Raw genomic sequence first — 26,768 nt, forward strand, 5'->3', positions numbered from 1 at the left:
AACGTCCGCCCGTTTGACAGGGTGACGTCTATCAGGAACCAAGACGTGCGCATCGGAATCAACGGATGGCGCAAGTGCCGCCATAAGACGGAGTGCCATGGAACCGTCCCGCGAGCAACGCAGTGAACTACATAAATCCTTTTCCTGCTCTTGTTCACTAAATCGGCGGTAATCGATTCCGGGCCTGACCCATCAAGGACCATATGTCGGAATGTCAGGCCTGACCCCTAACTTGCCGGTCCAAGGCGGGCTTCTTGAAAACGGCGTGGCGGGCGAAGGCCTTACAGCCAGGTGCCCGCCCGTGGCAGTCTTCAAGCAGCCTGTCGTAGCCCTTCCGCCTTCAGAGCGGCTTGCACGGCCTTGCGCGCCAGCACGCGCTTGCTGAACGCGGCGAGGTTTGGCCAGCATTCGAGGTCGACTTGAATCCTGGGCGACCAGCTCAGCATTGTGAACAGGTAGGCGTCCGCCACTGTAAAGTCCGGGCCGGTCAGATAAGGTCGTCCATCGGTGAAGATCTGTTCCATCACCTCGAACTTGCGTTCGAGATTTTCTGTGACCGTTTTTCGCGCTTCGGGCGCCATCGCAGGGTTAAAGAGCGGAACGCAGCCTTTGTGCAGTTCGGTCGCGATGAAGTTCAGGTGACCATTGACGCGGGCGCGCTCGACCGTGCCGGAAAGTGGCGCCAACGTGCCGGGGGCATACTTGTCGACCAAGTACTGAACAATAGCCGCACCCTCGGTCAGCACCTCGCCATCGTCCAGTTGAAGCGCCGGCACGTAACCCTTGGGATTGATGCTCGTGAAGTCCGCGCCGGACGCGGTCATCTTCGTACCGGGATCGACGGCCTCAAGCGAAAATGGCAGCGCGAGTTCACGTAGAACAATATGGGGAGACAGCGAGCAGGAGCCTGCCGTGTAGAAAAGCTTCAAGAAATATCTCCAATGTTGATAGGTGACAGGAACCGCCGCCGCACCGCCAGGGACGGTGGCCACTTTCACGCTGATCGGCCCGCCCGCGCCACGGGTTTCCGATGCGCCCAGCGGACCGATACGGGGTTGGCTCCATCAGGTGTGCTCCGTGCGGAGCCCGATCCTCGAGCCGCTCTCGCGGCGGCGCTGATGCGAGAGCGGCGTTCGGAAGTCTTACGCTGACGTCGGGTGCGCTCCCATGATCTCCGCGGTCATCTGGAACGAGCGCAGCCTCAGTTCGAAGTCGAATATGTCCGAGACCACCATCAGTTCGTCGGCGCCGGTGCGCGCGACCAGGGCCTGCATGCCTGCGCGCACCGTGTCGGGGCTGCCGATGATGCTATGCGCCAGCATGTGCGAGGCCTGGACCTTTTCCTGCGGGGTCCAGTAGGCCTCGATGTCGTCGATGGGCGGCTGGGTCAGGCCGCGCGTGCCGCGGAAGATGTCGGTGAACGACATCTGCTGGCTGGTGGCGAGGCGCCGGGCCTCGGCATCGGTGGGCGCGGCCACGATGTTGACGCCCACCAGCGCATAGGGCCGGTCGAGCTGCGCCGAGGGCTTGAACCGCTCACGGTAGATGGCCAGCGCCTGGTCCAGCGCCTGCGGCGCGAAGTGCGAGGCGAAGCCGAAGGGCAGGCCGAGCTCGGCCGCGAGCTGGGCGCCGAACAGGCTGGAACCCAGGATCCACAATGGAACTTCGGTGCCCGAGCCGGGCACCGCTTCGATCCGCTGGCCCGGCTGCACCGGCGCCAGCCAGGCCTGGAGTTCCTGCACGTCCTGCGGGAAGTTGTCCGAGTTGCCGGGGGCACGGCGCAGTGCGCGCAGGGTCATCTGGTCGGTGCCCGGCGCGCGGCCGAGGCCCAGGTCGATGCGGCCGGGGAACAGCGTGGCCAGCGTGCCGAACTGCTCGGCGATGATGTAGGGCGAGTGGTTGGGCAGCATCACGCCGCCGGCGCCGACCCGGATCTTTCGGGTTCCGGCGGCCACGTGGGCGATCACCAGCGAGGTCGCCGCGGTGGTGACCGCCGGCATGTTGTGATGCTCGGCGATCCAGAAACGCTGGTAGCCCCAGTCCTCGGCCTGGCGGGCGAGCTCACGCGCCTCGTCGAGCGCGGTGCCGCGGTCGCCTCCCTCGCGTACGCGACCGAGCTCGAGGATCGACAGGCGCGGCATGATATGGCCAGTCATCGGGATACCGCCGGGGCGGCTGCGCCTGGCGCGGATGAGTGGGGGTAATGAAGGCGCATGAAGGACATCGGCTAACTCCAGGAAAGGGGGCTGAGGCGCGGGCCAAAGACTACTACCTGCTACGCAGCTTTTTGTTGCTCCGCAGGCGCAGGCGGGGTATCCAGCCAGACGGCGCCGTACCGGGTGTACTGCACCGGCGTGTGAATATGCTGAGATAGTTGGTCGGCGGCAGTACGAACCCAGAACGGATCGCGCAGCAGTTGCCGCCCCACGAACACCAGATCTGCGCGACCATTGCGGAGGATCTCTTCCCCCTGCCGTCCGCTCGTAATCAAGCCGACGGCCCCTGTGGCAATGCCGGCCTCGCGACGGAGCAGCTCAGCCGCGGGCACCTGGTAGTTGGGATAGCTCTGGACCTTGACTGGCGCGATTCCCCCCGAGCTGCAGTCGATGAGATCAACCCCCTGACCCTTCATCAGCTTGGCGTATCTCACAAAAGATTCGGGCGTGTTGCCACCGTCGGTGTAATCAGTGCTGGAGATGCGGACGAAAAGTGGGCCGTGCCAGCACTGCTTCACCTTGTCGATGACCTCCCCGAGGAGCCGGTAGCGGCGTTCGGCGTCGCCGCCGTACTCGTCGGTCCGCGTGTTGGACAGTGGAGAGAGGAACTCGTTAAGCAAGTAGCCGTGCGCAGCATGGATTTCCAGTACATCGAAACCCGCCGCCCCGGCGCGCTGTGCCGCCTGCCCGAACGCATCCACCACCTGCCCGATTTCATCCCTCGAAAGGGCCTTCGGCACGGGGCGATCTTCGCTGAAAGGGATTGCGGACGGCGCGATCAGATTGGCGCCCGATAGGAGAACGTTACGCCCGCCATGGCCGATCTGCGCTCCGACCTTGGCTCCGAAGCCATGCAACAGGTCGACGAGGCTTTTCAGGCCGGCCACATGGGCGTCACTCCAGATGCCCAGGTCCCCGTCAGCGGTTCGCCCGTCACGAGTGATCGCCAGGGTTTCCGGAAAAATCAGTCCCACCTGCCCTTGGGCACGTGCGCCGTAGTGGACCCGGTGCCAGTCGGTCACAAAACCATCCTCCTCGGCGACGTGCATGCACATGGGCGACATCACCACGCGATTGCGTAGCTCAAGGCCCGCGATCTCGAAGGGGGACAGCAGTAAAGAACTCATATCAACTCCGTAAGGACACTTTGAAAGTGTCAGCGTTGAGACATGCTAGAGTCACTTCATCTGTGGCATCTACTGCACAAAACTGTAGGTAGTACAAAAAAGCGTAGCGTATGAATGCAAGCCCAAAAAGAAGACTGAGGGACTACCAGGAAGCGCCTGGCTGTGCGATCGAAGCGGCACTGCACATCATGGGCGGCAAGTGGAAGGGGGTGATCCTCTACCACCTGCTGAAGGACGGCACCCATCGGTTCAACGAGCTGCAGCGAGCCCTGAAGGGCATCACCGCACGATTGCTCGTAAAACAGTTACGGGAACTGGAAGCAGACGGTCTGGTGATCCGAACCGTTTTTCCGGTGGTACCTCCGCGAGTGGAGTACACGGTCAGCGACGAGGGACGCAGTCTCGAGCCTTTCCTCGTGGGGCTCAGCGAATGGGGGGAGAAGTGGCTTGACGCGCGGGGCGTTGAACTTTCCGAGCCGGCCGCCAAGGCTGGCGAACGGCAAGCGGCAGGGTCGCCGCGATAGCGGGCAGCGATGCCCGGTCGCTCGACAACCCGTTAGGGCTCCACCGGCAGGTTCGCAGCCATCCAGCCTTGGATCCCCGCCGCCATGATTCTGACATTCGCATAGCCCATGGCCTTCGCCCGCCGCGCCGCCATCGGTGCCTTGCGGCACATCGGATTGGAACAATAGAAAACCAGCAGCGTGTCGGTATCGGCGGGCAGTTCATCCCCGGCGAATCCCCGCGGATTGAGGTTTCGCGCGCCCGGAACATGAGCAACCAACCAGCGCGACTCATCGTTGACGTCGAACACGCACGCGCGTCCGTCGGACGGCAGGGCCTGGACGTCCCTGCAGGACATGGACTTGACGCCCATCAACAATGCAAGCATTTGATCGTTCTCCAGCGGAAATGGACAGGGCAAGCCGCAACGGCCGTCGCCCGGGCGCAGCGCAAAACAGAAGCTCAACGATCGGGGCGATGGCGGCGATGGCGGCGATGGATGCGGGCCCGGCCGATGCCCAGAGCGATGATCACCAGCGAATACAGACCTGATACCACCAGCAGCCGTGCCAGCGACCAGTCGCCGTGCTTCGACCAGAACAGGACGCCGACGAAGCTCGCCATCACCCCTGCGTAAATCACGCCGTGACGTAGCAAATCGCTGCGTTCGGCGGGTGTACGGGCGCGGCGCACCGCACGCCGGACGTCAATGAACACCGCGCCCAGCACCAGCGTCAGGGCCGCAAACACGCTTGCGATCGCACCCAGCGCCCATTTCGCGCCCGCGGCCGAGGCGGTCGTGGCAGCTGCGGCCTCGCGCGGCCCCAGCGAGCCGACCACCAGTGCAGCGAAGGCCAGGCCGGGGGCACTGTGACGGGAGACCTCGCCGACCTGAGCCAGCAGTTCGGACTGCAGCGCATCGCGCGCTCGCTGCAGCCGCTTGCGCACGGCGCCATCGCTGAGACCCAGCAAGACGGCGAGGTGGCGGGTGCTCTGACCTTCGCGATAGAAGAGCAGTAATACTTCACGGCTGTCGTCGGGTACGGCGTCCAGCGCTCGAGCGAGCTGTTCCGAGCGTTGCCTGTCGTGCACCCAGGCGTCGGGTTCCGGCCCGTGCGCGGCGGCTCCGGCAATACGCGCGTCGTCCACGTCGAGCGCGACTTCCTGGTGGCGACGGCGCCGCACATGGTCGATCGCTCCGTTCCGGCTGACCTGCCGCAACCACGGCAGTAGGCTCTCCGGGCTCCGCAGCGAGCCAATCCGCTGCCATGCCTTTACGTATGTGTCCTGCGCGATGTCCTCACTCAGTTGCACGTCGCGTGTCACCGCCAACGCAACGGTCGCCACGGTCTTCTGCGTCGCCAGCACGAGCCGCCCGAACGCGTTTCGGTCGCCGCGCTGGGCGGCGAAAAAGTCGGCATCACCGACCGGGTTCATCGCGGGAGTTGTCTCGTTCATCGTCGGCCATGTGTCAGGTGTTGTATGAGTAACGAGCGAGCGAGGCAGATGTGACAGAACCTCCTACGTCGGGTCAGGAAAAGGCGAGCGGCCTCGCACCGAACGCGACAGGCGTGCACTGGCTGGCACATACGGTGGAGCCTAGCTCAAAGGTCGATCCTGTCGCCGTGGAGCCGCCCACATGAGTCGCCGCACCTTCACCCGCCGCTTCCGCGAGGCGACCGGCACCACGGTCGTGAAGTGGCTGACTTCGACGAAGCTGCAATTCCGTCGACTCAGGGTTTGTCGCCGGCGCATGCGGCACCTCCTGTACGGTTGCCCACTGCGTGCCATGAACTGGCATTACGCCCTGACCCGGACGACTACGTGAAAATTCGATACAAAGTTGGCTTATGGATCGTTGGATGCTTGCTGGCGTTATCGACCGTAGTTGGGTTGCTGGCGCTGGTCTTTGTCCATACCTTCTATCCCGACGCGCCGGAGGCGGACTACCCGCCGGCGCAGGATCTGGCCACTGCGCAGCGGCAGGACCTGGATTACTTCCAGAACTACTTCACGCTCAACCGCGCCTACTCGCCTGAAGCACTCGTGCAGGCGAAGGCCCTGCATGACGAAGCGATGACGAACGCTGGCACTTTATCGCCGACAGGGTTCGCCTTGGCAGTCTCTCGGATGGTTGCGTTGTCGGACAACGGCCACTCCTCGGTATCCAAGGGGTACCTGTCTACCCAAAACAACCGCATTCCCTGTCGGTTTTATCACTTTGCGGACGGCTACTACGTCATTCGCGCAAAACCAAAATGTGCCGAACTGCTCGGCGCCAAGCTGTTGACCATCGATGGAATGCCCATCGACACGGTGGCTGATCGCATGTACGCCTACACGCTCGGCCCACGCAATCACTACGACCAGTTCATTGTCCAGATCTTCGTAGAATCGCCAGAAATTCTGCATGCGGCAGGCTTCGCAACACAATCGGATCGAATAAGCCTGGGAGTGCAGATGCTCGATGGCAGCCAGCGCGCCGTGACCGTGATCGCCGATCCGCCTGATGCGAACTCCCCCAGCGTGTATTCCGATTCCTTCCTGTCGCCCCGGCGCATCGACGGCGAAAGCGAAGAATGGAGAACGCTGCTGCCACGAGACATCCAGCTACCGCAGTTTCTGCGCGAGTACGACAACCCTTTCCAGACGGCGTGGTGGCCGGACCAACAGATCTATTACGTGCAATTCCGCAGCAACATGGACGAGCCAGGCCATCCCATCGGGAAATTCATTGCGCACGTGGAGCAAGGAATCGCTGCCGACAAACCGCGTTTCATCGTCCTCGACCTGCGCCTGAACCAAGGCGGCGATTTCACGAAGACCGCTTCGTTGATGAAGCACATTGCTACGCAGACGGATTCGATCCAGCACGTGTATGTACTGACCAGCGCGTGGACGTTCTCCGCAGGCAACGTCAGCTTGGCATTGGTGAAAGAACATGGCGGCGACAAGGTTACCGTCATCGGGGAGCCCGCCGGCGACCGAGTGCGCATCTGGGCGGAAGGCGGTTCGTTCGCACTGCCCAATTCCAAAATCAAGGTCTACTTCGCCACCGGCTACCACGACTACACCAAGCCATGCTGGGGCGAACGCGGCTGCTTCTGGATAACGCTGTTGTTCCCGATGCACGTCCCGTCATTCGAACCGGACATCCGCGTGCCGTACACGTTCGACGACTACACGAGCTTGCGGGATCCCATGCTGGACAAAGCCGGGGAGCTGGCAAGCGGGCTGAGGAAAGTTGATTCGAAGTAGCGTGGGCCTCATGTAACGCTGCTTGCGGGGCCCTATCAGGACGATGGTCAGATGAATCGCCACCCAGACCTAAATCAGCCATCCGAAGTCGCCAAGGGTGCGCTGTTCGATGACGGCACTTCGCATACGAAGCCTATCCGCACAACAGGAACAACCGGATCATGACAACTCAAAGCAACGCCACTCCCCCGGCCAAACGCACCCTGGGCAAGACCGGCCTGCAGATCGCCCCGCTGGTCTTTGGCGGCAATGTGTTCGGCTGGACAGCCGACAAGGACACGTCGTTCGCCATGCTGGATCGCTTCATCGGTGCGGGCCTCAACGCCATCGATACCGCCGATGTGTATTCGGCCTGGGTGCCGGGTCACGAGGGCGGTGAATCGGAAACCATCATCGGACAGTGGTTCAAGGTTGATGCTTCGCGCCGCGACAAGGTCGTGCTCATCACCAAGGTCGGCTCGCCGCTGGGGCCGGATCGCAGCGGCTTGTCGGCCAAGCGCATCGTGGGCGCCGCCGAGGACTCGCTGCGCCGGCTGCAGACCGATCGCATCGATCTGTACCTCAGCCACCTTCCCGACGAACACACGCCGGTGGAGGAATCCCTGCGCGCCTACGAAACCCTCATCAAGCAGGGCAAGGTGCGCGCCATCGGGGCCTCCAACTACAGTGCGGTGCAGCTGCGCGAAGCGCTGGATGTCGCCGGCAACGCCGGCCTGCCGCGCTACGACGTGCTGCAGCCCGAATACAACCTCTACGACCGCTCAAGCTACGAAGGCGAACTGCGCGACCTGGCCATGGCAGAACAGCTGGGGGTCATCACCTACTTCAGCCTGGCGGCGGGGTTCCTGACCGGCAAGTACCGCGGCAAGGACGACCTGGGCAAGAGTGTGCGCGGCGGCGGCGTCGAGAAGTACCTCGATGCGCGCGGCCTGCGCATTCTCGCGGCGCTCGACGCGGTGGCCAAGGCGCGGGATGCCAAACCGGCGGAAGTCGCGCTGGCGTGGCTGATCGCGCGTGAAGGCGTGACCGCGCCGATCGCCAGCGCCACCAGCGTCGAGCAGGTTGACGGCCTGATCCGCGCCACCCGACTGACGCTGACTGCGACCGATATCGCCAGCCTGGACGATGCCAGCGCCCTGGCTTGAGGCCGGTTGACGTTTCAAGACAACTTTCGAGGAAATCATCATGAAGATCAGCCGGAACTTCGCTGCTGTCGGACCGCAATGGATAACCTCGGAGTAGGGCGATCATGTCCCAACAACCGGAAAGCCGCGAAAGCCTGTTTCGCGAAGGTCAGATGTCGATCGGCATTGTGCTTCCGATCCGCGCAACCGGGACCGAGGATATTGACGCTCGCCAACAGGTGGAATTGACCGCGATTGCCGATCAGCTTGGCTTCGCCGCTGTCTGGGTGCGCGACGTTCCGCTGAATGGGCCGTGGTATCCCGAAGCGTTCGGTCATCCAGAACCCTTCGCGATGCTGGGAGCCATTGCCGCCGCGACCTCGCGCATCGCGATCGGCACCGCAGCAACCGTGCTGACGCTCCGGCATCCGCTCCATATCGCCAAGGCTGCGATCTCGCTCGACCGCTTGGCCCCGGGGCGCTTCGTGCTGGGTCTCGGATCCGGCGATCGGCCCGAGGAGTTTGCCGCTTTCGGGGCAGATTCCAACGATCGCAGAGAACTCTATCGCGCACACTGGGCCGAGCTCGCTGCGGCGCTGGAGCAGCCGTCACGCATCCTGCGGGCGGCTTCCAATCCGGACATCGCCTTCGAGCTTCGGCCTTCTGCGCAAAGCATCATCCCCATGCTCGCCATCGGTTCTGGCGGTCAGAGTCTCAACTGGATCGCGCGTAATGCCTGCGGATGGGCGACCTATCATCGCCCGCCCGAAGTGCAGCACAACCGACATGCGCTTTGGCGGACGGCTGTCGATCGCTCCGCTGGGGGCGAGTTCCGCAGTTTCAGCGTGGCGGTGGCCATTGAACTCGTCGAAGACCGCGCAGCTCCGGCCGAAGACATCAAGCTCGGCTATCGAACTGGCTCGCTTGCACTGGTCGGCGTGCTGGAAGCCATGCGGGATGCCGGCACCCACCACGCGCTCCTCAATATCGTGCCGAACGGCATGGAGGCGCATGAGAACCTGGAGATCATCGCCCGCGACGTGCTACCTGCTCTTGGCTAAGGGACCGGCGCCGCAACGCGTCCAGATCGCCCTCGATTGATAAGTCGAGCTAATAGGTGCAATGAAGTTCAAGTATCTAATCATTGCATTGCGTTCGCGCCAGACTGTGGTTCTGAATCCACGAGGAGTGAACAATGGACAAGCCCTACGTCGTCATCCATACGCACACATCCATCGATGGCAATCTGGACATCATGGATCTTCCGGAATTCAGGGAAGCGAGCCGGCAGTACCAAGAGCTTTCGCTCTCCCCTGAAAAGCAGCAGTTGGACGTGCAGGGGTACCTGAACGGCAAGACGTCAACGCAAGACAACATCACCCATTACCGTAAGCCCGAGCTCGATGAAAACGCAGCCCCGGTGCCTGAAGGGGACTACGTTGCCGTGTCCGATGCGCCGATGTATTACCTGTCGATCGACGCGCGCGGTGAGCTGGCGTTCGAGGACAACACCTTCGGCTATGGCGGCATCCCGTCGCACGTCGTCGAGGTGCTGACCGAGCAGGCTTCGAACGCGTTCAAGGATTTCCTCAGGAAGAAGAAGATCTCGTACATCGTTGCCGGCAAGGATCAGATCGATTACGAGTTGATGCTGGACAGGTTCTACAACCTGTTCCACATCAAACGGATGATGGTCGGGGGCGGCGGAACGCTCAACTGGTCGTTCGTCCAGAACGGACTGGTCGACGAAGTGAGCGTGATCCTGGCTCCCATCGCAAATGGTGATCCAGCAGCCCACCGGTTTTTCGCCGCAAAAGAACCGTATACCGCCGTCAAGGAAACGGCTTTCAAGCTCGAGTCCGTTGAGGAGCTGGAGCACGGCACCTTGTGGATCCGCTATTCCATAAAGAATTGAAGTGAAGTGAAGAACATCACCTGGTTCCGCTCCCTGATGGTGCTGGTCGCCATCGCCGCGATCGTCGTTGTCTCCGTGCTGCTCTACTTGCGCAAGCCCGTGTTCGGGCAAATGCCGCAAGGCGAGCGGCTCATCCTCATCGAGCGGTCTCCGAACCATGTCGACGGCGGGTTCCAGAACCTGGTCGACACGCCTTTCCTGACTGCGGGCGCCACCCAGCTGTCGATCCAGATCGACAACCTGATGGCCGAGAAAGGCAATCCGCGGCCGCCGCATGACATTCCCGCGCAGAAGACCGACCTGAAGTCGCTTGACGTCAACGAGGACCTGGTGGTGTGGCTCGGCCATTCCTCCTGGTACGTGCAGTTGGCGGGCCAACGGATCCTGATCGACCCGGTGTTCAGCGCCAACGCGGCGCCGCTGCCGGGCTTCATCGAGGCGTTCTCCGGTACCAGCATCTACTCCGCGGACGACCTGCCGCGGATCGATGTCCTGCTGATCACGCACGACCATTTCGACCACTTGGACTACCCCACGATCCTGGCGATCGAACCGATGGTCGATCGCGTGGTCACCGGGCTCGGCGTCGGCGCGCATTTCGAGTCGTGGGGTTACGACGCCGACAGGATCGACGAGCTCGACTGGCACGACACGCTCGCGCTCGGGGAAGGCTTGGCGCTCCATGCCACGCCGGCGCGGCATTACTCCGGGCGCACGTTCACCCGCGCCAAATCGCTGTGGGTCGGCTTCGCCATGCAGACGCCGCAGCGGCGGATCTTCTTCAGCGGTGATTCCGGTTATGGCGACCACTTCTCCGCGATCGGGGAACTCCACGGCCCGTTCGACTGGGTGGCGCTCGACACCGGCCAGTACGACCCCCGCTGGGCGAACCTGCACATGAATCCGGAACAGGCGGCCCAGGCCGCGGTGGACCTCGGGGCACGGGCGCTGACGCCGCAACACGTGGGGCGTTTCACCCTCGCACCGCATGACTGGAACGACCCGTTCGAACGTCTTGTCGAGGCCAGCAAGGGGCGCGACTACGCTCTGTGGACGCCGACGATCGGCCAGCCGGTCCACTTCGACGATCGCCCGCAGGTGTTCACGACGTGGTGGACGTCCGGCACCAGTCAGGATGCGACCGCAGGCGCGCATCCCGCGCCCGCGACCGCTCCGACACAAGCAAGCACGCCATGACATCTGCCGATCCCGCCAACCCCGGCAACCCCGCCAGCGACACGCCCGCGGCGCAGCAGGCCGGGGCGGAACCCGCTTACTGGAGCGGCGTCTTCGCGATGACGATGTGCGTGTTCGCGCTCATCGCCTCGGAGTTCATGCCCGTCAGCCTGCTGACGCCGATCGCCACGGATCTGCGGATCAGCGAAGGCTGGGCAGGCTACGGGATCGCCATCTCCGGCGCCTTTGCGGTGCTGACCAGCCTGTCCATCTCGACGCTCGCCGGCACCATGAACCGCAAGACCCTGCTGCTGGTGTTGACCGGGCTGATGTGCGCTTCGGGCCTGGTCGTTGGATTGGCGCCCGACTACCTGACCTACATGGTCGGCCGTGCGCTGATCGGTGTGGTCGTGGGCGGGTTCTGGTCGCTGTCGGCGGCGGTGGCGATGCGGCTGGTGCCGAGCGACAAGGTGCCCAAGGCGCTGGCCATCTTCAATGGCGGCAACGCGCTGGCGGTGGTGGTGGCCGCGCCATTGGGTGCGTGGCTTGGTGGGGCCGTCGGTTGGCGCGGTGCGTTCCTGTGCCTGGTGCCGGTCGCGCTGATCGCGCTTGTCTGGCAATGGATCAGCCTACCGTCGATGCCGCCCGGCCCGCGCACGGCGAGCTCCGGAAACGTTTTCAGGCTGCTCAGGCGCCGGCTGGTCACCCTCGGCATGCTGGCGGTCGGCGCCTTCTTCATGGGGCAGTTCGTGTTGTTCACCTACGTGCGGCCGTTCCTCGAGATGGTGACGCTGGTGGACGTGGCCACGCTGTCCTTCATCCTGCTGATCATCGGCGTCGCGGGCCTCATCGGCACCGCGGTCATCGGCACGCTCCTGAAGCTGGATTTTTACCGCACGCTGGTCGCGATCCCGGTGCTGATGGCGGTGATCGCCGTGGCGCTGGTCGCGTTCGGCGGCTGGCTTGTCGGCGTGGCGGTCCTGTTCGGCCTCTGGGGTCTTCTGGCCACGGCCGCGCCCGTGGGCTGGTGGTCGTGGGTGGCCAGGACGATGCCGGACGACGCCGAGGCCGGTGGCGGGCTGATGGTGGCGGTCATCCAGTTGTCCATCGCATTGGGCTCGACGGTCGGAGGCGTGCTGTTCGACACGAGTGGCTATGCGACCACGTTCGTGGTGAGCGCCGCGGTGTTGCTGGCTGCTGCATTCCTGGCGTTCCTCGCGTCACGCGCCGACAAGACTCCTGCCTGAAATGCAGAGTGGAAGCCGACGGATCGCTGAATAAGCAGGTAGCGTGAGCCGATCTTCTGTCGTCCTGTAAATTTGATGTAAATGATGGAGAAATTTATATCAAATTTACAGGCGGGGACTAAGAGACCTTCGCGAAAGCCCGTCGTGCGGTGGATCCTGCTGGCGGCGCTGCTTCTGGCCATCAGCGTCCTGCTGTGGGGCCACGAAGAGCTTCCCGACCTTGGCGGGCGCAGTGTCTCGACCACGTTGACGGACACGGCTGATACCCGGTTGGGGCGCGCCATCGCCTCCCGCGTCGCGGCCCATCCCGGCATCTCCGGCATCGTGCCGTTGATCGAGGGGCGCGATGCGTTCGCCGCGCGTTTCCTGCTGGCGGATGCGGCCGAGCGCACGCTCGATATCCAGTACTACATCTGGCATGACGACCTGTCAGGCACGTTGTTGTTCGAGTCGGCCCATCGCGCTGCCGACCGTGGCGTGCGCGTGCGCCTGTTGCTGGACGACAACAACACCGTTGGTCTCGACCAGCGGCTGGCCGCGCTGGACGCGCATCCGCAGATCGAGGTGCGGTTGTTCAATCCTTTCGTCAACCGGGATTGGCGCTGGCTGGGTTACCTCACGGATTTCCCACGCCTGAACCGGCGCATGCACAACAAGTCGTTCACCGCCGACAACCAGGCCACGATCATCGGCGGCCGCAACGTGGGCGACGAGTACTTCGACGTGGGCGGCGAGTTGCTGTTCGCCGACCTGGACGTGCTTGCGATCGGGCCGGTGGTCGACGATGTGTCGCGTGATTTTGATCGCTACTGGGCCAGTGCCTCGTCCTACCCGGCCGATCGCATCCTGGCGCCGGCCGATCTGGCCCTGCTCGACGAGCTCAGCCGGGACGCCGCGTTGGTGGCGCGCGACCCGGCGGCGCGGGAGTACCTGGAGGCAATCGCCGCGTCTGCGTTCATGAGCGACTTGCTGGCCGCACGTTTGCCGATCGAATGGGCGCCGACGCGGTTGGTCAGCGACGACCCGGCCAAGGGGCTCGGGCGCGCCGAAGATGATGGCCTGCTGACCACGCGCCTGCGCGAGGCGATCGGCACGCCGATGCGCGAGCTGTACCTGGTGTCACCCTATTTTGTCCCGGGTGCGGACGGGGTCGACTATTTTGCCGGTCTGGTCGGGCGGGGTGTCGAGGTCACTGTCTTCACCAACTCACTGGAGGCAACCGACGTCGCCGCGGTGCATTCCGGTTATGCCAAGCGCCGCAAGCCGCTGCTGGAGGCCGGGGTCACCCTGTGGGAGATGAAGCGCAAGACGGTGTCATCCCGGCTCAGGGATCGCGGCCTGCCGGGCAGTTCCGCCTCCAGCCTGCATGCCAAGACCTTTTCGCTGGATGGTTTGCACGCTTTCATCGGTTCGTTCAACTTCGATCCGCGCTCGGATCGGCTCAACACCGAGATGGGCTTCGTGATCGACAGTCCGGTGCTGGCCGGCCAGATCGCGGACTTGTTTTCGCTGCAGGTCCCGGCCAATGCCTATCGCCTCCGCATTGGCGATGACGGTGAATTGCAGTGGGTGGAAATGCTCGACGGCCACCAGGTCGTGCACGACGAGGAACCGGGCACCGATTTTCTCGATCGCGCCGCAGTGGCGGTGATGTCGGTGCTGCCGATCGAGTGGTTGCTGTGACGGCCATACCGGGTGGGTTGGACAACATGAAGCCACTGGCGGAACGTGTGCTGGTCATTGCCCATCGCGGTGCCAGTGCGTTGCGGCCCGAGCACACGCTGGCCGCGTATGGTCAGGCGATTGTCGACGGCGCCGACTTCATCGAACCGGACCTGGTGATGACCCGAGACGGCGTGATGGTGGCGCGTCACGAAAGCGAGATCGGCCGCACCACCGACGTTGCCGGGCGCCCGGAATTCGCCGCGCGCAAGACCGGCAAGCTCATCAATGGTGACGTGGTCAGCGGTTGGTTCAGCGAAGACTTCACCCTGGCCGAGTTGAAGACGCTGCGTGCGCGTGAGCGGCTTCCGCAGTGGCGCAGCACACGCTACGACGGCGAGTTTCCCGTGGTCACGCTGGCGGAGATCATCGACTTCGTGGCGGCCGAAGCTGCGTCTTGCGGGCGGGTGGTCGGCATCATTCCGGAGATCAAGCACCCGACCTACTTCCGTCAAATTGGCTTGCCAATGGAAGACGCGCTGCTGCGCACGTTGGCTGAGCATGTCTACACGCGCACGGCGCCGGTGGAGATCCAGTCGTTCGAGACCGCCAACCTGAAGTACCTGCGAGGCAAGCTGGCTGCCGGCGGCCAGCAAAACATCCGGCTGCTGCAGTTGCTTGATGTGGGTGCGAAGCGACCCTACGACGCGGTGGCAGCCGGGGCTGCGCTCAGCTATGCGCAGATGATGACGCCGGCGGGCCTGCAGGAGATCGCCGGCTATGCCGATGCGATCGGTCCGGACACCCGTGCGATCGTTCCGCTCACACTCGAAGGCACGCTGGGCACGCCGACGGCGCTGGTGCGGGACGCGCATGCGGCCGGACTGGAGGTGCATACGTACACGTTCCGGCCGGAGAACGTGTTCCTGCCGCGTGATCTGTGGCTGGGAGACGAGCCGGGCAGGTACAACGAAGTCGGCTCGATCGCCGAGATCCGCGCCTGCCTGGATGCCGGCATCGATGCGTTCTTCACCGATGCTCCGGCGATTGGCCGCAAGGCGCTTGACGGCCGTTGAGTGGCGCCTGCCCGGCGTGCCGTCATACTGCGCCCACGCAAATCGGGTGTTGGAATTGGTGCGGATGACCACCATCTAGGTAGCATTCCCCCGCCGCCGACGCGCCTGTCGGCCTGCGCCCGGGTTTGTTGCAGGAGAAGCCCATGAGTGTGTACAGCAAGAACCCCGATGCCCTGTCGAAGCTTTCGCCGGAGCAATATCGGGTCACCCAGCAAAGTGGCACCGAGCGGCCCGGTACGGGCGAGTACCTGGACAACCGGGCGCCGGGCATCTATGTGGATATCGTGTCAGGCGAGCCATTGTTCGCCTCGTCCGACAAGTTTCACTCCGATTGTGGCTGGCCCAGCTTCACCAAGCCGATCGAGCCGGCCCACGTCAACGAGGTGCACGACGCCAGCCACGGCATGACCCGCATTGAAGTGCGCTCCAAACATGGCGACAGCCACCTGGGACACGTGTTCCCCGATGGCCCGTCGGACCGTGGCGGGCTACGCTACTGCATCAACTCTGCATCGCTGCGGTTCATCCACCGGGATGACATGGCGGCGGCGGGCTACGAGGCCTGGCTGGACCAGGTGGAGGACGTGAAATGAGTACCGAACGTGCCGTCCTGGCGGGCGGTTGCTTCTGGGGCATGCAGGACCTGATTCGCAGCTATGACGGCGTGATCTCCACGCGGGTCGGTTACAGCGGCGGCGATCTGCCCAACGCGACCTATCGCAACCACGGCAGTCATGCCGAATCGATCGAGATCATCTTCGATCCGTCGAAGCTGGGCTATCGCGAGGTGCTGGAGTTCTTCTTCCAGATCCACGACCCGTCCACGACGGACCGGCAGGGCAATGACCTGGGCAGTTCCTACCGCTCGGCGATCTTCACCACCTCCGACGAGCAGCGGCGGGTTGCCGAGGACACCATCGCCGACGTCGATGCATCAGGCCTGTGGCCCGGCAAGGTGGTCACCAAGGTCGAGCCGGTGGGCGATTTCTGGGAAGCCGAACCCGAGCATCAGGACTACCTGGAGCGTTATCCCGAGGGCTACACCTGCCACTTCATCCGGCCGGACTGGACGCTTCCGCGCCGCGACGCCTGAATACGCGTTGCTACGGTCGCCTCTTGCAGGTTTGGCGCCAGTCGTTTCGCCCGGCAGGATGCAGCAGTTTCGACGCAACATGGCCTTTACACATATTCAAATTGAGTTAATGTGAAAACCGGGCACGCTTTGTGTTGCCGCACTCCTGCGGCCAGACACTGGAAGCCTTGACCATGAAACCCTTACTGCTCTCGACCGTTGTTTCCCTCGCCTTGGCCGGCTTCGCGTGCGCCGGCTCACCTCTCCAGGCGCACGAGCACGCATTGACGACACCCGCCGCGTTAGCGGCAACCACCGCCACGCAGGCCGAGGCCGAGGCCGCGCCCGCAGCGCCGAAGCTGCAAGCGGCCCTGCGCGGGTTATGGCACGGCCACGCGGTCGAAACGCGTAACTATGCGCTCGCCGTGAAAGCCGATGATGCCGCCGCCGCAGACCTCGCTGCGCATGCGGTCGTCGACAACGCCAAGGCAATCTCCGACGCGGTGGCGGGTTTCTATGGCGCCGCCGCCGGCGAAGAAATGCTGCGCCTGCTCGGTGGCCACTGGGGTGGTGTCAAGGCGCTGACCGACGCCAACCGCCAAGGTGATACCGCCGGGGCGAGTGCGGCGATGGACGACCTGGTCGCCAACGCTGGCGAGATCGCCACGTTCCTGGCCGGCGCCAATCCGAACCTGCCGGCCGACGCGGTTCGCGGGCTGCTGGTCGCCCACGGCGCCCATCACGGCGCGCAGACCCGGCAGATCATGACCGGCGACATGGACGCCGAAGCGCAGACCTGGGTCGCCATGCAGGCGCACATGGACGTAATCGCCGATGCGCTGGCTGGCGCGATTGCCAAGCAGTTCCCGGACAAGGTGAGCTGAGTCATGAGCGGCCTGCACCGGTTCGGCGCCACCCAGCAAAAGCTGTTGCGGGCCTTGTTGCCCGCCGGGCAGGGCCTCGGGGTCGAAGCGCTGTGCAAGCCGCTGCGCATCAGTCACAACGCAGTGAGGCAGCACCTCACTGCGTTGCTGGCGGGTGGATTCGTGTGCCACGGCGTGGCGCGAGCGAGCGGCGGTCGCCCTCAGGCGCGGTACCTTTTGACGATGGCGGGGCGCGAATTGTTCCCGCGCAATTACGGCTTGATCGCAACCAAAGTGCTGGAACGGTTGTACACCGACGCCGGGCCCGCGCAGGTGCAAACGATGCTGGTGGAGATGGGACGCGAGCTTGGTCACCAGGCTGCGGCTACCGACACCGCCAACGACACGGGTGACGCTGCGAAGACGTTGGCGCAGCAACTGGACGCGCTGGGCTACGAGGCGCAGGCCATCCGCCGCGACGGCGAAATGCAGGTCGAAGCCTACAACTGCGTATTCCACGAACTGGCGCGCAATCATCCGGAGGTGTGCCGTTTCGACATCGCTTTCATGGAGGCAGCCAGTGGGCACCAGGTGCAGCACCTGGAATGCCTGGTGCGTGGCGGCGACGCCTGTCGCTTCCGGCTCGGCGCCGCGGTGGAGCACGACAAGGCTTCCGGGGATCACGACCGGTGAGCGCTGCAATCCGCGACGTTGGGTACCAGGGCTGCCGGGAACGCTATCGCAGGGCCGACGGTTGAAGCCGCCGGCACGATCCGGATCGGCGGCGGTCGGGCTGCACCCGCGCAATCGCCATCAAGGCCGCTACGATTTCGCGCTGTTGACGGCCGGCTGCCCGGAGTTGTCAGCCTTCCTGATTACCACGCCCGCGGGTGAGACGAGCCTGGACTTCGGCAATCCGCAAGCGGTGCGGACCTTGAACCGCGCCCTGCTGAAGGTCCAGTACGGCGTTGCGCACTGGGACATCCCCGACGGCTACCTGTGTCCACCAATCCCCGGTCGGGCCGATTACCTGCACGGGTTGGCGGATCTGCTGGCCGAGGCCAATGGCGGGATCGTCCCGCGCGGCCCGGCGGTGCGCGCGCTGGACATCGGTGTGGGCGCCAACTGCATCTATCCGTTGCTGGGCCACGGCGAGTACGGCTGGCGTTTCGTCGGCTCGGAAGTCGACGCCACGGCGTTGCGATCAGCTGCCGCCATCGTGCAGGCGAATCCCGGTCTGGACGAGGCCATCGAGCTGCGCCACCAGTCCGGGCGAGGTGAGGTGTTCGCCGGCTTGCTGCGTCCCGATGAGAGGTTCGACCTGAGTCTCTGCAACCCGCCGTTCCACGCCTCCGCGAAGGAGGCCGCGAGCGGCAGCCGGCGCAAGTGGCAGCAGCTCGGCAAACCGTCGCCGGCGCGCGACGGCCCGTCCTTGAACTTCGGCGGCCAGGCCACGGAGTTGTGGTGCACCGGCGGCGAGGCCTCCTTCATCCGCCGGATGATCCGCGAGAGCACCGCCGTCGCGCAGCAGGTGTTGTGGTTCAGCAGCCTGGTGGCGAAGTCCGAACACCTGGCCGACGTGCGCCGCCAACTGCGCAAGGCCGGCGCAAATGAGGTGCGCGAGGTGGCGATGGCGCAGGGCAGCAAGCAAAGCCGGTTCGTCGCCTGGACGTTCCACGACGCGGCCCGCCGCGAGGCATGGGCCGCGGCGCGCTGGAACGGGCAGGGCTATTAGGCAACGGCGGGTACCCGCTCGATCCGGGCGGCATAGCATCCCCGGGTGGCGTAATGGGCCTGGAGATAGCTCACCTGCGGATCAGCGAACAGCCGCGCTATGGCTGACTCGGTGTCCCGCCCATCGACCAGTTCGGCGGCCACCATCATGTGGGCCGCGTCGAACGCGCGCAGCGACAGCATCCGCGTAAGCAGAGCGTCGGGAACGACGTTGGTACGGTCGTAAGCGGTCGAGGCGCCCTCACGCACGAAGATCGCGTGAGCCGCGCGGTACGGGGTGGCCGCGGGCTGATGTTCGTAGTTGACCAGGATCAGCGATTCGCCCTGCGCGGCATCGCGGATCTCCACCCGGTCGGGTAGGCGGGAGTCCGCGTCCGCGATCCAGCGCTGGGCGCCATGCTCTGCCAACTGCAGGTCGGACAGTCCGAACAGGTGTTCAAACGGGGCGGGCGAGAGCCCGATAATGCGGTAAGCCATGGCGGCGTCCAGGTGACGGTGGACGGGCAGGTTAGTGGAGCGGCGGGGGCGTTTCGCGCCGGATTCGGACGCGATACCACGCTCGCCGACGGGTAACGACCTTCAGTCGCTGTCGGCATGGAATGCCGTGATGCGATCACGTGCTGGATTGGATACTGCGGCCTCCGGGTCGCAACCCCGCTCGGGGGCTTCGTCTTCGGCACTGACGCACAACCGGAAACCCTGCAGGCCGGCGATCTGGCGGCTCTCGCCTTTTGCGACGGTGAAGCGCTCGATTGGCTTGGATTCGCAGCGCTCGATCTGCGGATTCGTCGGCTGGGACGCTGACGGACACTCCCGCGGGAACACCGTGTAGTGGCACGCACCGCTGGCGCTGCGCAGGCATTCGAAACGGGCGACGCCGGCCTGGGTGGTGGCCTGGCTATAGAGGATGTCGGCACCGTCGACGGTGGCGCGGGTGACATACGTACTGCTGCCGATGTCGCAGCCGAACAACGACAACACGAAATAGACCAGGGCCATGAATTTCATAAATCACCTCGATTACATATGCCGGAACAGGGTCATGAACGGTGCGCTGACGGCCAGGGTCTCGGGCCGCGATTTGAGGCGGACGACGCCGCGGCCGCTGTCATCGCGGACGATGCCGGCGATGGCTTTCAGGTTGACGATGGTGGAGCGGTGGATCTGTTTGAACGTGGTCGTGTCCAGCACCGTGAGCAGTTCCTTGATCGGCGTGCGCAGCAGGGCCTCGCCCTCGGCCGTCATCACCGTCGTGTACTTGTGGTCGGCGCGGAAGTAGGCGACGTCATCGACCAGGATCAGACGGGTCTCGCGGCCGGCGCTGGCGGTGATCCAGGTCAACGGCGGGGGCAGGTCGTCGCGCGGTCGGACCGGGCCCAGCCGTTCCACCAGTGCGGCCAGCGTGGCGGCGTCATTGTTGCCGGTGCGCGCCTGCAAGCGGGTGACGGTGGCGGCCAGCCGCGCCGGGGTGATGGGTTTGAGCAGGTAGTCAATCGCCCCGCGCTCAAAGGCGTCGATGGCGTACTGGTCGTATGCGGTGACAAACACGATCTGGGTGTCAGGGCTGACTTCCGCGGCGGCCGTTGCGACCTCCAGGCCGCTGAGACCCGGCATGCGGATGTCGAGAAAGGCGACGTCGGGCCGGTGCTCTGCCAGGGCTTCCAGCGCGCTGGCACCGTCCTCGCATTCGGCCAGCACCTGCAGTTGCGGCCACGCGTGGCGGAGCTGGTCGAGCAGTGACTGGCGCAGCAGCGCTTCGTCTTCGGCAACGATGCAGGTACCGGTGGTGCCTGGATCAGACATGGCGGTGGTCCTGTGCGGGGCCGGCAGGGACGGTCAGGGTCGCGGCGACGCCGGCGGGGAAGTTGGCAATCACCGTCAACGCCGCATTGGAATCGTAGATCAGCCGCAGCCGTTCGCGCACGTTCTTCAGGCCGATGCCGGTGCCACTGGTCTTGCTGTTGAAGCCATCGCCATCATCGGCCACGGTCACCGCCACCGATTCCTCGCTGCGGCGTGCGCGGATCCACACCGTGCCGCCGCCGGTCCGTGGCTCCAGCCCGTGCTTGATCGCGTTCTCCACCAGGGTTTGCAGCATCATCGGTGGCAATGGCGTGGCGCGCAGGTTCTCGGGTACGTCGACCTGCACCGACAGGCGCGCCCCCATGCGGATCCTGAGGATCTCCAGGTAGGCCAATGCGCGTTCCAGCTCCGCACCCAGGGTCGAGAGTTCGTCATCTGTGCGCGGCAGCGAATGGCGCAGGTACAAGATGAGATGACCCAGCATGTCGTCGGCCGCCGACGGGTCGCTGCGGGTCAGCAACTGTGCACTGGCCAGCGTGTTGTAGAGGAAGTGCGGCTCGACCTGCGCGTGCAACAGGCTGAGCTTGGCCACGGTCAGCTCCTTCTCGGTCGAGGTCTGGGCGGCGGCGGCCTGCTCGTTGCGACGGCCCTCGGCGATACGGCGGGTGATGGCGCGGGTGATCGCCTCGGCGTTCTCGAAGTTGGTGCCGTCGTCGACCAGGAACCAGTCACTCCAGGCCGGACTTTCCGGCTCGCAGATCAGGGTCACGCTGCCGCTGTCATTGCCGGGGGTGACGGTCGCAAGGATCTGGTTGCGCGGGATGCCGAACCACAACATCGGGTTCCAGCGTCCCAGTGGACGTTCGCCGTAGATGTCGGGACGTTTGACCTTGGCCCGGACCTGAAGGCTGTCGCGCGCGCTTTCGACGCTCTGGATGCGTGGCAACTCCCGGATCGCCGCATCGACCAGGTCAAAGGCTTCGCCAGCTTCCAGTGGGATCTCGACCTGCCGTCGCTGGCGGTTGCCGAGCGTGGACTTGTCGATGTGACCGGCAATCAACCGTACCCGCCCCAGGTGCGAGATCGCGCCGGTGACCACCAGTGCCATGATGATCATGCCGCCAAGCGCGATCGGCCACTCCAGCCAGCCAATCAGCGGCAGTTCGGACCACAGTCCCGCGAACAGGAAGATCGCCAGCATCCAGACGATGGCAAGGCGGAGGACGAAGAAGGTGCTTCTGATCACGGTGATTCCCGCACGGCTTTGGACTGATCCGGAGCATAGCGAGCCAGGCTGGAGGAGCGACAAGGATTGTGACGAAACCGGAACTACGGCGACGAAGCGGGGGTAATCGTGTCTGGTTGTCGACCCCGCGCGCGGATTACCCTGCTAGCTTGCACGACTGGATACCACTGAACCTAGGAGATCACCTTGGCCAACGCAACGCACGATCTGGAGCTGTTCGTACGCGACGCCCTCGCCAAGGGGGTGTCCAGGGATGCGATCGAGACCGCCCTCACCTCGGCCGGTTGGCCACCGGAGCAGTCACACAGCGCATTGGCTGCGTATGCCGATGTCGAGTTTCCGGTGCCGGTACCACGGCCGCGGCCGTATCTCTCGGCGCGCGAGGCGTTCCTCTACCTGGTCCTGTTCGCGACGCTGTACGTGTCGGCGTATCACCTGGGCGGACTGTTGTTCGACTTCATCAACCGGGCGTTCCCGGATCCGGCCGATTCGGGCTACGCGGTTCGCCAGATTGACCAGTCCATGCGCTGGTCGGTGGCATCGCTGGTGATCGCGTTCCCGGTGTTCCTGTTTGTCGCGCGCCACTTGGGCAAGGAGCTGGCGCGCAGTCCGGTCGATCGGCAGTCGCTGGTGCGTCGCTGGCTGACCTATCTGACCTTGTTCCTCGCGGCCGGCATATTGATCGGCGACCTGATCACCCTGGTCTACAGCCTGCTGAGCGGAGAGCTGTCGGTGCGCTTCGTGCTCAAGGTGCTGGTGGTGGGCGTGATTTCCGGCACGATCTTCGGCTATTACCTGCTGGATCTGCGCCGCGAGGAGAAGCCGTCATGAGTGAGGGCCGGCAAGTGGGTAGCGAGCAGGCGCGGGCGGGTCGCTGGTTGGCGATCGTCGCCACCGTCGTCGTTGTGCTGACCGTGGGGGCGGCGATCACGCTGATGCGCTCACCCTCGGCGCAGCGCGAGGTCACCCTGGACAACAAGCGGGTGCAGGACCTGCAGCAAATCGTCCAGTTGGTGGATCTGTATGCACGGCAGCACGACGCACTGCCACCGGATATCGCCACCCTGGCAAGCCTGCCGGGACAGCAGGTCCCGCTGGACCCGGTAGACGGCACGGCGTACGACTACCAGGTCACCGGTGAGCGCGGCTATCGTCTCTGCGCGAACTTCAGTACCGACACCGCCCGCACCGCAGCGGGCCAACCGCGGAGCGGGGTCGAGTGGAACCACGCCGCCGGTCGCCATTGCTTCGACCGCAAGCACGAGCCTGCGGCGGACTCCGGCCAGGGACCGCCGGCGCAGCGCGCTGCAATCGGCTGAGCGTGTCAATCCGCGTGGTGGGCGAACGCGGACGTGCTGCCGTCGTGGGCGACGAGTTCGACGACATAGGGCTGGACGCGGCCATCGGGCAGTTCCATTCCCGGTGAGCCGGCCGGCATGCCCGGCACGACCAGCCCCTTGCCTGCCGGCCGTTCCGTCAGCAGTCGCTTGATGTCATCCGCCGGGACATGGCCTTCGACGAAATAGCCGTCCACTTCCGCGGTATGGCAGGAGCCCTTGCCATACGGAACGCCCACCCGCTCCTTGATCGCATTCACGTTGTGGGTATTCACGACCTGGACCGTGAAGCCGGCGTGTTCCATGTGCTCCACCCACAACTGGCAACAGCCGCAATTGGGGCTCTTGCTGACGACCATCAACGGCAGGGCGGACTGGGCGGGCACCGGACTTTGCGCGGAGACGTCCGATGCGGAGTGGGTGAACAGTGTCGGCGACGATGCCGGCGCAGTGTTGTTGTCGGGCGCTTGCGCGCATGCGGTAAGAGCATGCGCAGAGGCTAGCGCGATGATGGTCAATACGAGTTGGTTGCGTTTCATGCGTGTTTCTCACTTGTATCGTGATAGGTGAAGGCTCGTGGGTGGAGGCTGCAGTGGCTGTTCGCCGCGGCTAAAACCAGATCCGCACGCCTGCCACCAGGCGGGTATCGCGGGTGTCCTCGCCCTCGCTGCGACGGAAGTCCGCGGTGTTGCCGAACGCGCGTTCGTGGACCACGCCGATATACGGGGCGAATTTCCGGTCGATCTCGTAACGCAGGCGTATACCGGCCTCCACAGTGCTCAACCCGGAACCGGTTCCTCGTGCCGGGTCATCCTTGCCGAAGGCCGTTACCTCGACCAGCGGCTGGAGGATCAGCCGGTTGGTCAGCAGCAACTCGTACTCGACCTCCACGTTGGCCGCCGTCTGGCCCGACTCGCCGACGTAGGCGGTGGCCGAGACCTCGAACTTGTAGGGTGCCAGACCCTGCACTCCGAAGGCCGCCCAGGTCTGCGAGCCACCCGGGTTGAAATCGTGCTTGATGCCCGCCAGGACGTCCCACCAGGTCGACACGCTGCGTCCGTAGAAGGCTTCCAGTTCGGCCGCTTCGGTCTTGCCGCCGATGCGCTCGCCCTCGGTGCGCAGCCACAGCCGGTTGAGGTCGCTGCCCACCCAGGCCTGAGCTTCCCAGAGTTGTCCCGTGCCTGGCTGGGCATCCCAGGCTTCCAGGCGATTGAACGCCACGTAGCGGTTGATCTCGGGCGCGTGTGTCATCGGCAGCGCCAGCACCGGGAATGCGGCCGCACGGTCGGCATCGGTTACCGTGGGAATCGGCGTGATCGGTTTCGTCTGTGGTGGCGCGCCGTGCCCCATCGCGGCGTGATCCATGGTCGAGTGGTCCATCGCGCCATGGTCAATGCCCGAGTGATCGGAAGTCTTGGCAGGTGATGCAGTGGCCGGGTGATGTGGGGATTGATCCGTGCTGCCATGCCCTATCGCGGCATGATCCATGGCCGCGTGGTCGATGTCCTTTTGACTGGCATCGTCGCCGTGGTTCATTGCCGAATGGTCAACCGGCGTCGGCGTCGGCGCGGCGTGGTCGTGATGATCCTGGGCAACGGCAGTGCCATGCAGAGCCATGCCCAGCGCGAGCGCCATCACCGTGGTGGAGGGGAAAAGAGAACGGCTCATTCCTCGACCCTCACTTCGCGCATCATTCCCGCTTCCATGTGGTACAGCAGGTGGCAGTGGAAGGCCCAGCGGCCGAGGGCGTCGGCGCGGACGCGATAGCTGCGTTTGGTGCCCGGCGGGATATCGACGGTGTGCTTGCGCAGATGGAAGTCGCCGTTCTCGTCCTCCAGGTCGCTCCACATGCCGTGCAGGTGGATCGGGTGGCTCATCATGGTGTCGTTGACCAGCACGATGCGCATGCGCTCGCCGTAGTTGAGCCGCAGCGGTTCGACATCGGCGAATTTCTGGCCGTTGAACGACCAGGCGAACTTCTCCATGTGGCCGGTCAGGTGCAGCTCGACCTCGCGGCTGGGCTCGCGGCCGTCCGGATCGTCGAACAGGCTCTTCATCGCGGCATAGGTCAGTACCGTGCGGCCGTTGTCGCGCAGTCCGATGCCGGGGTCGTCCAGTTTCGGTGCCAGCGACATCGCCTGCATGTCGACCAGCGGGTTGCCGGTTTCACTGGCGGGGTGTTGCTGCATGCCGCCTGCCGAGTGGTCCATGCCGGACATCGCCTGCATGTCGTGGCCGGCGTGCCCCATGGCCGCATGCCCTGTGTCGGCATCACCCGCGCTGCCGTGACCCATGCTGCCGTGGTCCATGCCGCCATGCCCCATGTCGTCCATGGTCAGCAGCGGGCGCGGGTCGAGCGGCGGCACCGGCGGTTGCAGGCCCTGACGCACCGCGAGAGTGCCGCGGGCGTAGCCGGTACGGCCCATGTCCTGGGCAAAGATCGCAAACGCGTCCGCCCCCGCTGGCTCGACCAGTACATCGAAAGTCTCGGCCACCGCGATGCGGAACTCGTCGACGGTGACGGGGTGGATGTACTGCCCGTCGGCGGCGACCACGGTCATCTTCAGGCCCGGGATGCGCACGTCGAAATAGGTCATTGCCGAGCCGTTGATGAAGCGCAGCAGGACCTTCTCGCCCGGACGGAACAGGCCCGTCCAGTTGCCGGCCGGCGCGGTGCCGTTCATCAGGAAGGTGTAGGTGTGGCCGTTGATGTCGGAAATATCGGACGGCGTCATCCGCATCTGCCCCCACATCATCCGGTCCCGCAGCGTGGCCGACAGACCTTCACTGCGCGCATCACGCACGAAGTCGCCGAAGGTGGGTTGGTAGTAGTTGTCGTAGCTGGCGTTCTTCTTCATGCGCCGGAACAGCGCGGTCGGATCCATGTCGGTCCAGTCCGACAGCAGCACCACGTGCTCGCGGTCGTAGTGGTAAGGCGCCGGTGTGCGCGGTTCGACGATGATCGGGCCGTACAGCCCGGCCTGCTCCTGGAACATCGAGTGGCTGTGGTACCAGTAGGTGCCGGACTGCTGCAATTGAAACTGGTAGGTGAACGTTTCGCCCGGAGCGATGCCGTCAAAGCTCAGGCCGGGCACGCCGTCCATGTTGGCCGGCAGCAAAATGCCGTGCCAGTGGACGGACGAATACGCATCGCGCAGGCGGTTGGCCACGCGCACGGTCACGGTGTCGCCTTCGCGCCAGCGCAGCAGCGGGGCAGGCAACGTGCCATTGACGGTGACGGCAGGGCGCGCGCGACCGGTGAAGTCGACCATCGAGCCGCCAATGGACAGGTCGAAGTCGGTGCCGCTCAGGGTCTGCAGGGTCTGGGCAGCGGCGCTGGGGGGAAGAGCCCGGAAACGCCCAAACCCCCCGCCAGCCGCGAGGCCGCCCCCGGAAAAAGCGGTGACA

29 protein-coding genes are annotated in these 26,768 nt (G+C 64.7%); 17 read left to right on the forward strand and 12 right to left on the reverse strand.

All coding sequences use genetic code 11. From position 1 onward, the window contains the following. Positions 1-311 precede the first annotated feature (311 nt). The 3 genes from gstA to namA all read right to left on the reverse strand — a co-directional run bounded on the left by gstA (position 312) and on the right by namA (position 3,343). Positions 312-929, reverse strand: coding sequence for a glutathione transferase GstA (gstA, locus tag ACW7G0_RS10270; protein WP_456989532.1), 618 nt, complete (start codon positions 927-929; stop codon positions 312-314). 213 nt (positions 930-1,142) lie between these two features. Next, the gene (locus tag ACW7G0_RS10275) at positions 1,143-2,141 is read right to left on the reverse strand and encodes an LLM class flavin-dependent oxidoreductase (RefSeq protein ID WP_456989755.1); all 999 of its coding nucleotides are present in this window, start codon (positions 2,139-2,141) and stop codon (positions 1,143-1,145) included. 134 nt (positions 2,142-2,275) lie between these two features. Beyond that, positions 2,276-3,343 (reverse strand): NADPH dehydrogenase NamA, encoded by a 1,068-nt coding sequence (gene namA / locus ACW7G0_RS10280; RefSeq protein ID WP_456989533.1) that lies wholly within the window; start codon positions 3,341-3,343, stop codon positions 2,276-2,278. Positions 3,344-3,453: 110 nt separating this feature from the next. Here namA and ACW7G0_RS10285 point away from each other — a divergent pair, with 110 nt between their 5' ends. Beyond that, positions 3,454-3,867, forward strand: a complete 414-nt coding sequence (locus ACW7G0_RS10285; protein ID WP_456989534.1) for a winged helix-turn-helix transcriptional regulator — start codon at positions 3,454-3,456, stop codon at positions 3,865-3,867. A 32-nt stretch (positions 3,868-3,899) separates the two neighbouring features. Here ACW7G0_RS10285 and ACW7G0_RS10290 read toward each other — a convergent pair whose 3' ends face one another. Further along, positions 3,900-4,235 carry a rhodanese-like domain-containing protein gene (locus tag ACW7G0_RS10290; protein ID WP_456989535.1) on the reverse strand — a complete coding sequence of 112 codons (336 nt, stop codon included), beginning with the start codon at positions 4,233-4,235 and terminating at the stop codon, positions 3,900-3,902. A gap of 74 nt (positions 4,236-4,309) precedes the next feature. Beyond that, positions 4,310-5,305 carry an RNA polymerase sigma factor gene (locus tag ACW7G0_RS10295; RefSeq protein WP_456989536.1) on the reverse strand — a complete coding sequence of 332 codons (996 nt, stop codon included), beginning with the start codon at positions 5,303-5,305 and terminating at the stop codon, positions 4,310-4,312. Positions 5,306-5,486: 181 nt separating this feature from the next. Between ACW7G0_RS10295 and ACW7G0_RS10300 the strand changes: the two genes are divergently transcribed. The 14 genes from ACW7G0_RS10300 to rlmF all read left to right on the forward strand — a co-directional run bounded on the left by ACW7G0_RS10300 (position 5,487) and on the right by rlmF (position 18,975). Continuing rightward, positions 5,487-5,675, forward strand: a complete 189-nt coding sequence (locus tag ACW7G0_RS10300) for a hypothetical protein (protein WP_456989537.1) — start codon at positions 5,487-5,489, stop codon at positions 5,673-5,675. Continuing rightward, a complete protein-coding gene (locus ACW7G0_RS10305; protein WP_456989538.1) occupies positions 5,672-7,105 on the forward strand; it encodes a hypothetical protein in 1,434 nt (477 codons plus the stop codon). The genes ACW7G0_RS10300 and ACW7G0_RS10305 overlap by 4 nt, the downstream gene beginning before the upstream one ends. A 161-nt stretch (positions 7,106-7,266) precedes the next feature. After that, on the forward strand, positions 7,267-8,250 hold the full coding sequence (locus tag ACW7G0_RS10310; protein WP_456989539.1) for an aldo/keto reductase: 984 nt from the start codon (positions 7,267-7,269) through the stop codon (positions 8,248-8,250). 104 nt (positions 8,251-8,354) lie between these two features. Next, positions 8,355-9,290: a TIGR03571 family LLM class oxidoreductase gene (locus ACW7G0_RS10315; protein WP_456989540.1), complete on the forward strand. Its 936-nt coding sequence runs from the start codon at positions 8,355-8,357 to the stop codon at positions 9,288-9,290. Positions 9,291-9,424: 134 nt separating this feature from the next. After that, a complete protein-coding gene (locus ACW7G0_RS10320) occupies positions 9,425-10,144 on the forward strand; it encodes a dihydrofolate reductase family protein (RefSeq protein ID WP_456989541.1) in 720 nt (239 codons plus the stop codon). A 36-nt stretch (positions 10,145-10,180) separates the two neighbouring features. After that, positions 10,181-11,341 carry an MBL fold metallo-hydrolase gene (locus ACW7G0_RS10325; protein ID WP_456989542.1) on the forward strand — a complete coding sequence of 387 codons (1,161 nt, stop codon included), beginning with the start codon at positions 10,181-10,183 and terminating at the stop codon, positions 11,339-11,341. Then, positions 11,254-12,567, forward strand: coding sequence for an MFS transporter (locus ACW7G0_RS10330; RefSeq protein ID WP_456989543.1), 1,314 nt, complete (start codon positions 11,254-11,256; stop codon positions 12,565-12,567). The genes ACW7G0_RS10325 and ACW7G0_RS10330 overlap by 88 nt, the downstream gene beginning before the upstream one ends. A gap of 144 nt (positions 12,568-12,711) precedes the next feature. Further along, positions 12,712-14,250 carry a phospholipase D family protein gene (locus tag ACW7G0_RS10335; protein WP_456989544.1) on the forward strand — a complete coding sequence of 513 codons (1,539 nt, stop codon included), beginning with the start codon at positions 12,712-12,714 and terminating at the stop codon, positions 14,248-14,250. 26 nt (positions 14,251-14,276) lie between these two features. Further along, on the forward strand, positions 14,277-15,305 hold the full coding sequence (locus ACW7G0_RS10340) for a glycerophosphodiester phosphodiesterase (RefSeq protein ID WP_456989545.1): 1,029 nt from the start codon (positions 14,277-14,279) through the stop codon (positions 15,303-15,305). 143 nt (positions 15,306-15,448) lie between these two features. Beyond that, positions 15,449-15,898: a peptide-methionine (R)-S-oxide reductase MsrB gene (gene msrB / locus ACW7G0_RS10345; RefSeq protein ID WP_456963164.1), complete on the forward strand. Its 450-nt coding sequence runs from the start codon at positions 15,449-15,451 to the stop codon at positions 15,896-15,898. After that, on the forward strand, positions 15,895-16,398 hold the full coding sequence (gene msrA, locus ACW7G0_RS10350; protein WP_456989546.1) for a peptide-methionine (S)-S-oxide reductase MsrA: 504 nt from the start codon (positions 15,895-15,897) through the stop codon (positions 16,396-16,398). Before msrB ends, msrA begins: the two co-directional genes overlap by 4 nt. A 173-nt stretch (positions 16,399-16,571) precedes the next feature. Continuing rightward, entirely contained in the window at positions 16,572-17,261 is a 690-nt protein-coding gene (locus tag ACW7G0_RS10355) for a hypothetical protein (protein WP_456989547.1), read from the forward strand. Positions 17,262-17,264: 3 nt separating this feature from the next. After that, positions 17,265-17,933 (forward strand): helix-turn-helix transcriptional regulator, encoded by a 669-nt coding sequence (locus tag ACW7G0_RS10360; RefSeq protein ID WP_456989548.1) that lies wholly within the window; start codon positions 17,265-17,267, stop codon positions 17,931-17,933. A gap of 61 nt (positions 17,934-17,994) precedes the next feature. After that, the gene (rlmF, locus tag ACW7G0_RS10365; RefSeq protein ID WP_456989549.1) at positions 17,995-18,975 is read left to right on the forward strand and encodes a 23S rRNA (adenine(1618)-N(6))-methyltransferase RlmF; all 981 of its coding nucleotides are present in this window, start codon (positions 17,995-17,997) and stop codon (positions 18,973-18,975) included. On the opposite strand, the gene ACW7G0_RS10370 is transcribed toward rlmF, so the two are convergent. From ACW7G0_RS10370 to ACW7G0_RS10385, 4 genes are all read right to left on the reverse strand, one after another. Continuing rightward, positions 18,972-19,451, reverse strand: coding sequence for a DUF1203 domain-containing protein (locus ACW7G0_RS10370; protein WP_456989550.1), 480 nt, complete (start codon positions 19,449-19,451; stop codon positions 18,972-18,974). The genes rlmF and ACW7G0_RS10370 overlap by 4 nt on opposite strands. Positions 19,452-19,553: 102 nt before the next feature. Next, the gene (locus tag ACW7G0_RS10375) at positions 19,554-19,982 is read right to left on the reverse strand and encodes a hypothetical protein (RefSeq protein WP_456989551.1); all 429 of its coding nucleotides are present in this window, start codon (positions 19,980-19,982) and stop codon (positions 19,554-19,556) included. Between the two features lie 12 nt (positions 19,983-19,994). Beyond that, positions 19,995-20,777: a LytR/AlgR family response regulator transcription factor gene (locus ACW7G0_RS10380; RefSeq protein ID WP_456989552.1), complete on the reverse strand. Its 783-nt coding sequence runs from the start codon at positions 20,775-20,777 to the stop codon at positions 19,995-19,997. Further along, positions 20,770-22,023, reverse strand: coding sequence for a sensor histidine kinase (locus ACW7G0_RS10385; RefSeq protein WP_456989553.1), 1,254 nt, complete (start codon positions 22,021-22,023; stop codon positions 20,770-20,772). Before ACW7G0_RS10385 ends, ACW7G0_RS10380 begins: the two co-directional genes overlap by 8 nt. A gap of 186 nt (positions 22,024-22,209) precedes the next feature. On the opposite strand from ACW7G0_RS10385, the gene ACW7G0_RS10390 reads away from it, so the two are divergent. Further along, a complete protein-coding gene (locus ACW7G0_RS10390; protein ID WP_456989554.1) occupies positions 22,210-22,854 on the forward strand; it encodes a DUF5671 domain-containing protein in 645 nt (214 codons plus the stop codon). After that, entirely contained in the window at positions 22,851-23,342 is a 492-nt protein-coding gene (locus ACW7G0_RS10395; RefSeq protein ID WP_456989555.1) for a hypothetical protein, read from the forward strand. Before ACW7G0_RS10390 ends, ACW7G0_RS10395 begins: the two co-directional genes overlap by 4 nt. A 5-nt stretch (positions 23,343-23,347) precedes the next feature. On the opposite strand, the gene ACW7G0_RS10400 is transcribed toward ACW7G0_RS10395, so the two are convergent. The 3 genes from ACW7G0_RS10400 to ACW7G0_RS10410 form a co-directional block, all read right to left on the reverse strand. Beyond that, on the reverse strand, positions 23,348-23,899 hold the full coding sequence (locus ACW7G0_RS10400) for a DUF411 domain-containing protein (protein WP_456989556.1): 552 nt from the start codon (positions 23,897-23,899) through the stop codon (positions 23,348-23,350). A 70-nt stretch (positions 23,900-23,969) separates the two neighbouring features. After that, positions 23,970-25,028, reverse strand: coding sequence for a copper resistance protein B (locus tag ACW7G0_RS10405; protein ID WP_456989557.1), 1,059 nt, complete (start codon positions 25,026-25,028; stop codon positions 23,970-23,972). Continuing rightward, positions 25,025-26,768, reverse strand: a 1,744-nt coding sequence (locus tag ACW7G0_RS10410; protein WP_456989558.1) for a copper resistance system multicopper oxidase, incomplete at its 5' end; no start/stop codon positions are given. The genes ACW7G0_RS10405 and ACW7G0_RS10410, both read right to left, overlap by 4 nt.

This window comes from Lysobacter sp. A286 (assembly GCF_054052105.1).

Coding starts and splice junctions, on each gene's coding strand:
- ACW7G0_RS10275 (WP_456989755.1), bottom strand. CDS start 2,141: ATGCCGCGCCTGTCGATCCTCGAGCTCGGTCGCGTACGCGAGGGAGGC.
- namA (WP_456989533.1), bottom strand. CDS start 3,343: ATGAGTTCTTTACTGCTGTCCCCCTTCGAGATCGCGGGCCTTGAGCTA.
- ACW7G0_RS10285 (WP_456989534.1), top strand. CDS start 3,454: ATGAATGCAAGCCCAAAAAGAAGACTGAGGGACTACCAGGAAGCGCCT.
- ACW7G0_RS10290 (WP_456989535.1), bottom strand. CDS start 4,235: ATGCTTGCATTGTTGATGGGCGTCAAGTCCATGTCCTGCAGGGACGTC.
- ACW7G0_RS10295 (WP_456989536.1), bottom strand. CDS start 5,305: ATGAACGAGACAACTCCCGCGATGAACCCGGTCGGTGATGCCGACTTT.
- ACW7G0_RS10300 (WP_456989537.1), top strand. CDS start 5,487: ATGAGTCGCCGCACCTTCACCCGCCGCTTCCGCGAGGCGACCGGCACC.
- ACW7G0_RS10310 (WP_456989539.1), top strand. CDS start 7,267: ATGACAACTCAAAGCAACGCCACTCCCCCGGCCAAACGCACCCTGGGC.
- ACW7G0_RS10315 (WP_456989540.1), top strand. CDS start 8,355: ATGTCCCAACAACCGGAAAGCCGCGAAAGCCTGTTTCGCGAAGGTCAG.
- ACW7G0_RS10320 (WP_456989541.1), top strand. CDS start 9,425: ATGGACAAGCCCTACGTCGTCATCCATACGCACACATCCATCGATGGC.
- ACW7G0_RS10325 (WP_456989542.1), top strand. CDS start 10,181: ATGGTGCTGGTCGCCATCGCCGCGATCGTCGTTGTCTCCGTGCTGCTC.
- ACW7G0_RS10340 (WP_456989545.1), top strand. CDS start 14,277: ATGAAGCCACTGGCGGAACGTGTGCTGGTCATTGCCCATCGCGGTGCC.
- msrB (WP_456963164.1), top strand. CDS start 15,449: ATGAGTGTGTACAGCAAGAACCCCGATGCCCTGTCGAAGCTTTCGCCG.
- msrA (WP_456989546.1), top strand. CDS start 15,895: ATGAGTACCGAACGTGCCGTCCTGGCGGGCGGTTGCTTCTGGGGCATG.
- ACW7G0_RS10355 (WP_456989547.1), top strand. CDS start 16,572: ATGAAACCCTTACTGCTCTCGACCGTTGTTTCCCTCGCCTTGGCCGGC.
- ACW7G0_RS10360 (WP_456989548.1), top strand. CDS start 17,265: ATGAGCGGCCTGCACCGGTTCGGCGCCACCCAGCAAAAGCTGTTGCGG.
- ACW7G0_RS10370 (WP_456989550.1), bottom strand. CDS start 19,451: ATGGCTTACCGCATTATCGGGCTCTCGCCCGCCCCGTTTGAACACCTG.
- ACW7G0_RS10375 (WP_456989551.1), bottom strand. CDS start 19,982: ATGAAATTCATGGCCCTGGTCTATTTCGTGTTGTCGTTGTTCGGCTGC.
- ACW7G0_RS10380 (WP_456989552.1), bottom strand. CDS start 20,777: ATGTCTGATCCAGGCACCACCGGTACCTGCATCGTTGCCGAAGACGAA.
- ACW7G0_RS10395 (WP_456989555.1), top strand. CDS start 22,851: ATGAGTGAGGGCCGGCAAGTGGGTAGCGAGCAGGCGCGGGCGGGTCGC.
- ACW7G0_RS10400 (WP_456989556.1), bottom strand. CDS start 23,899: ATGAAACGCAACCAACTCGTATTGACCATCATCGCGCTAGCCTCTGCG.
- ACW7G0_RS10405 (WP_456989557.1), bottom strand. CDS start 25,028: ATGAGCCGTTCTCTTTTCCCCTCCACCACGGTGATGGCGCTCGCGCTG.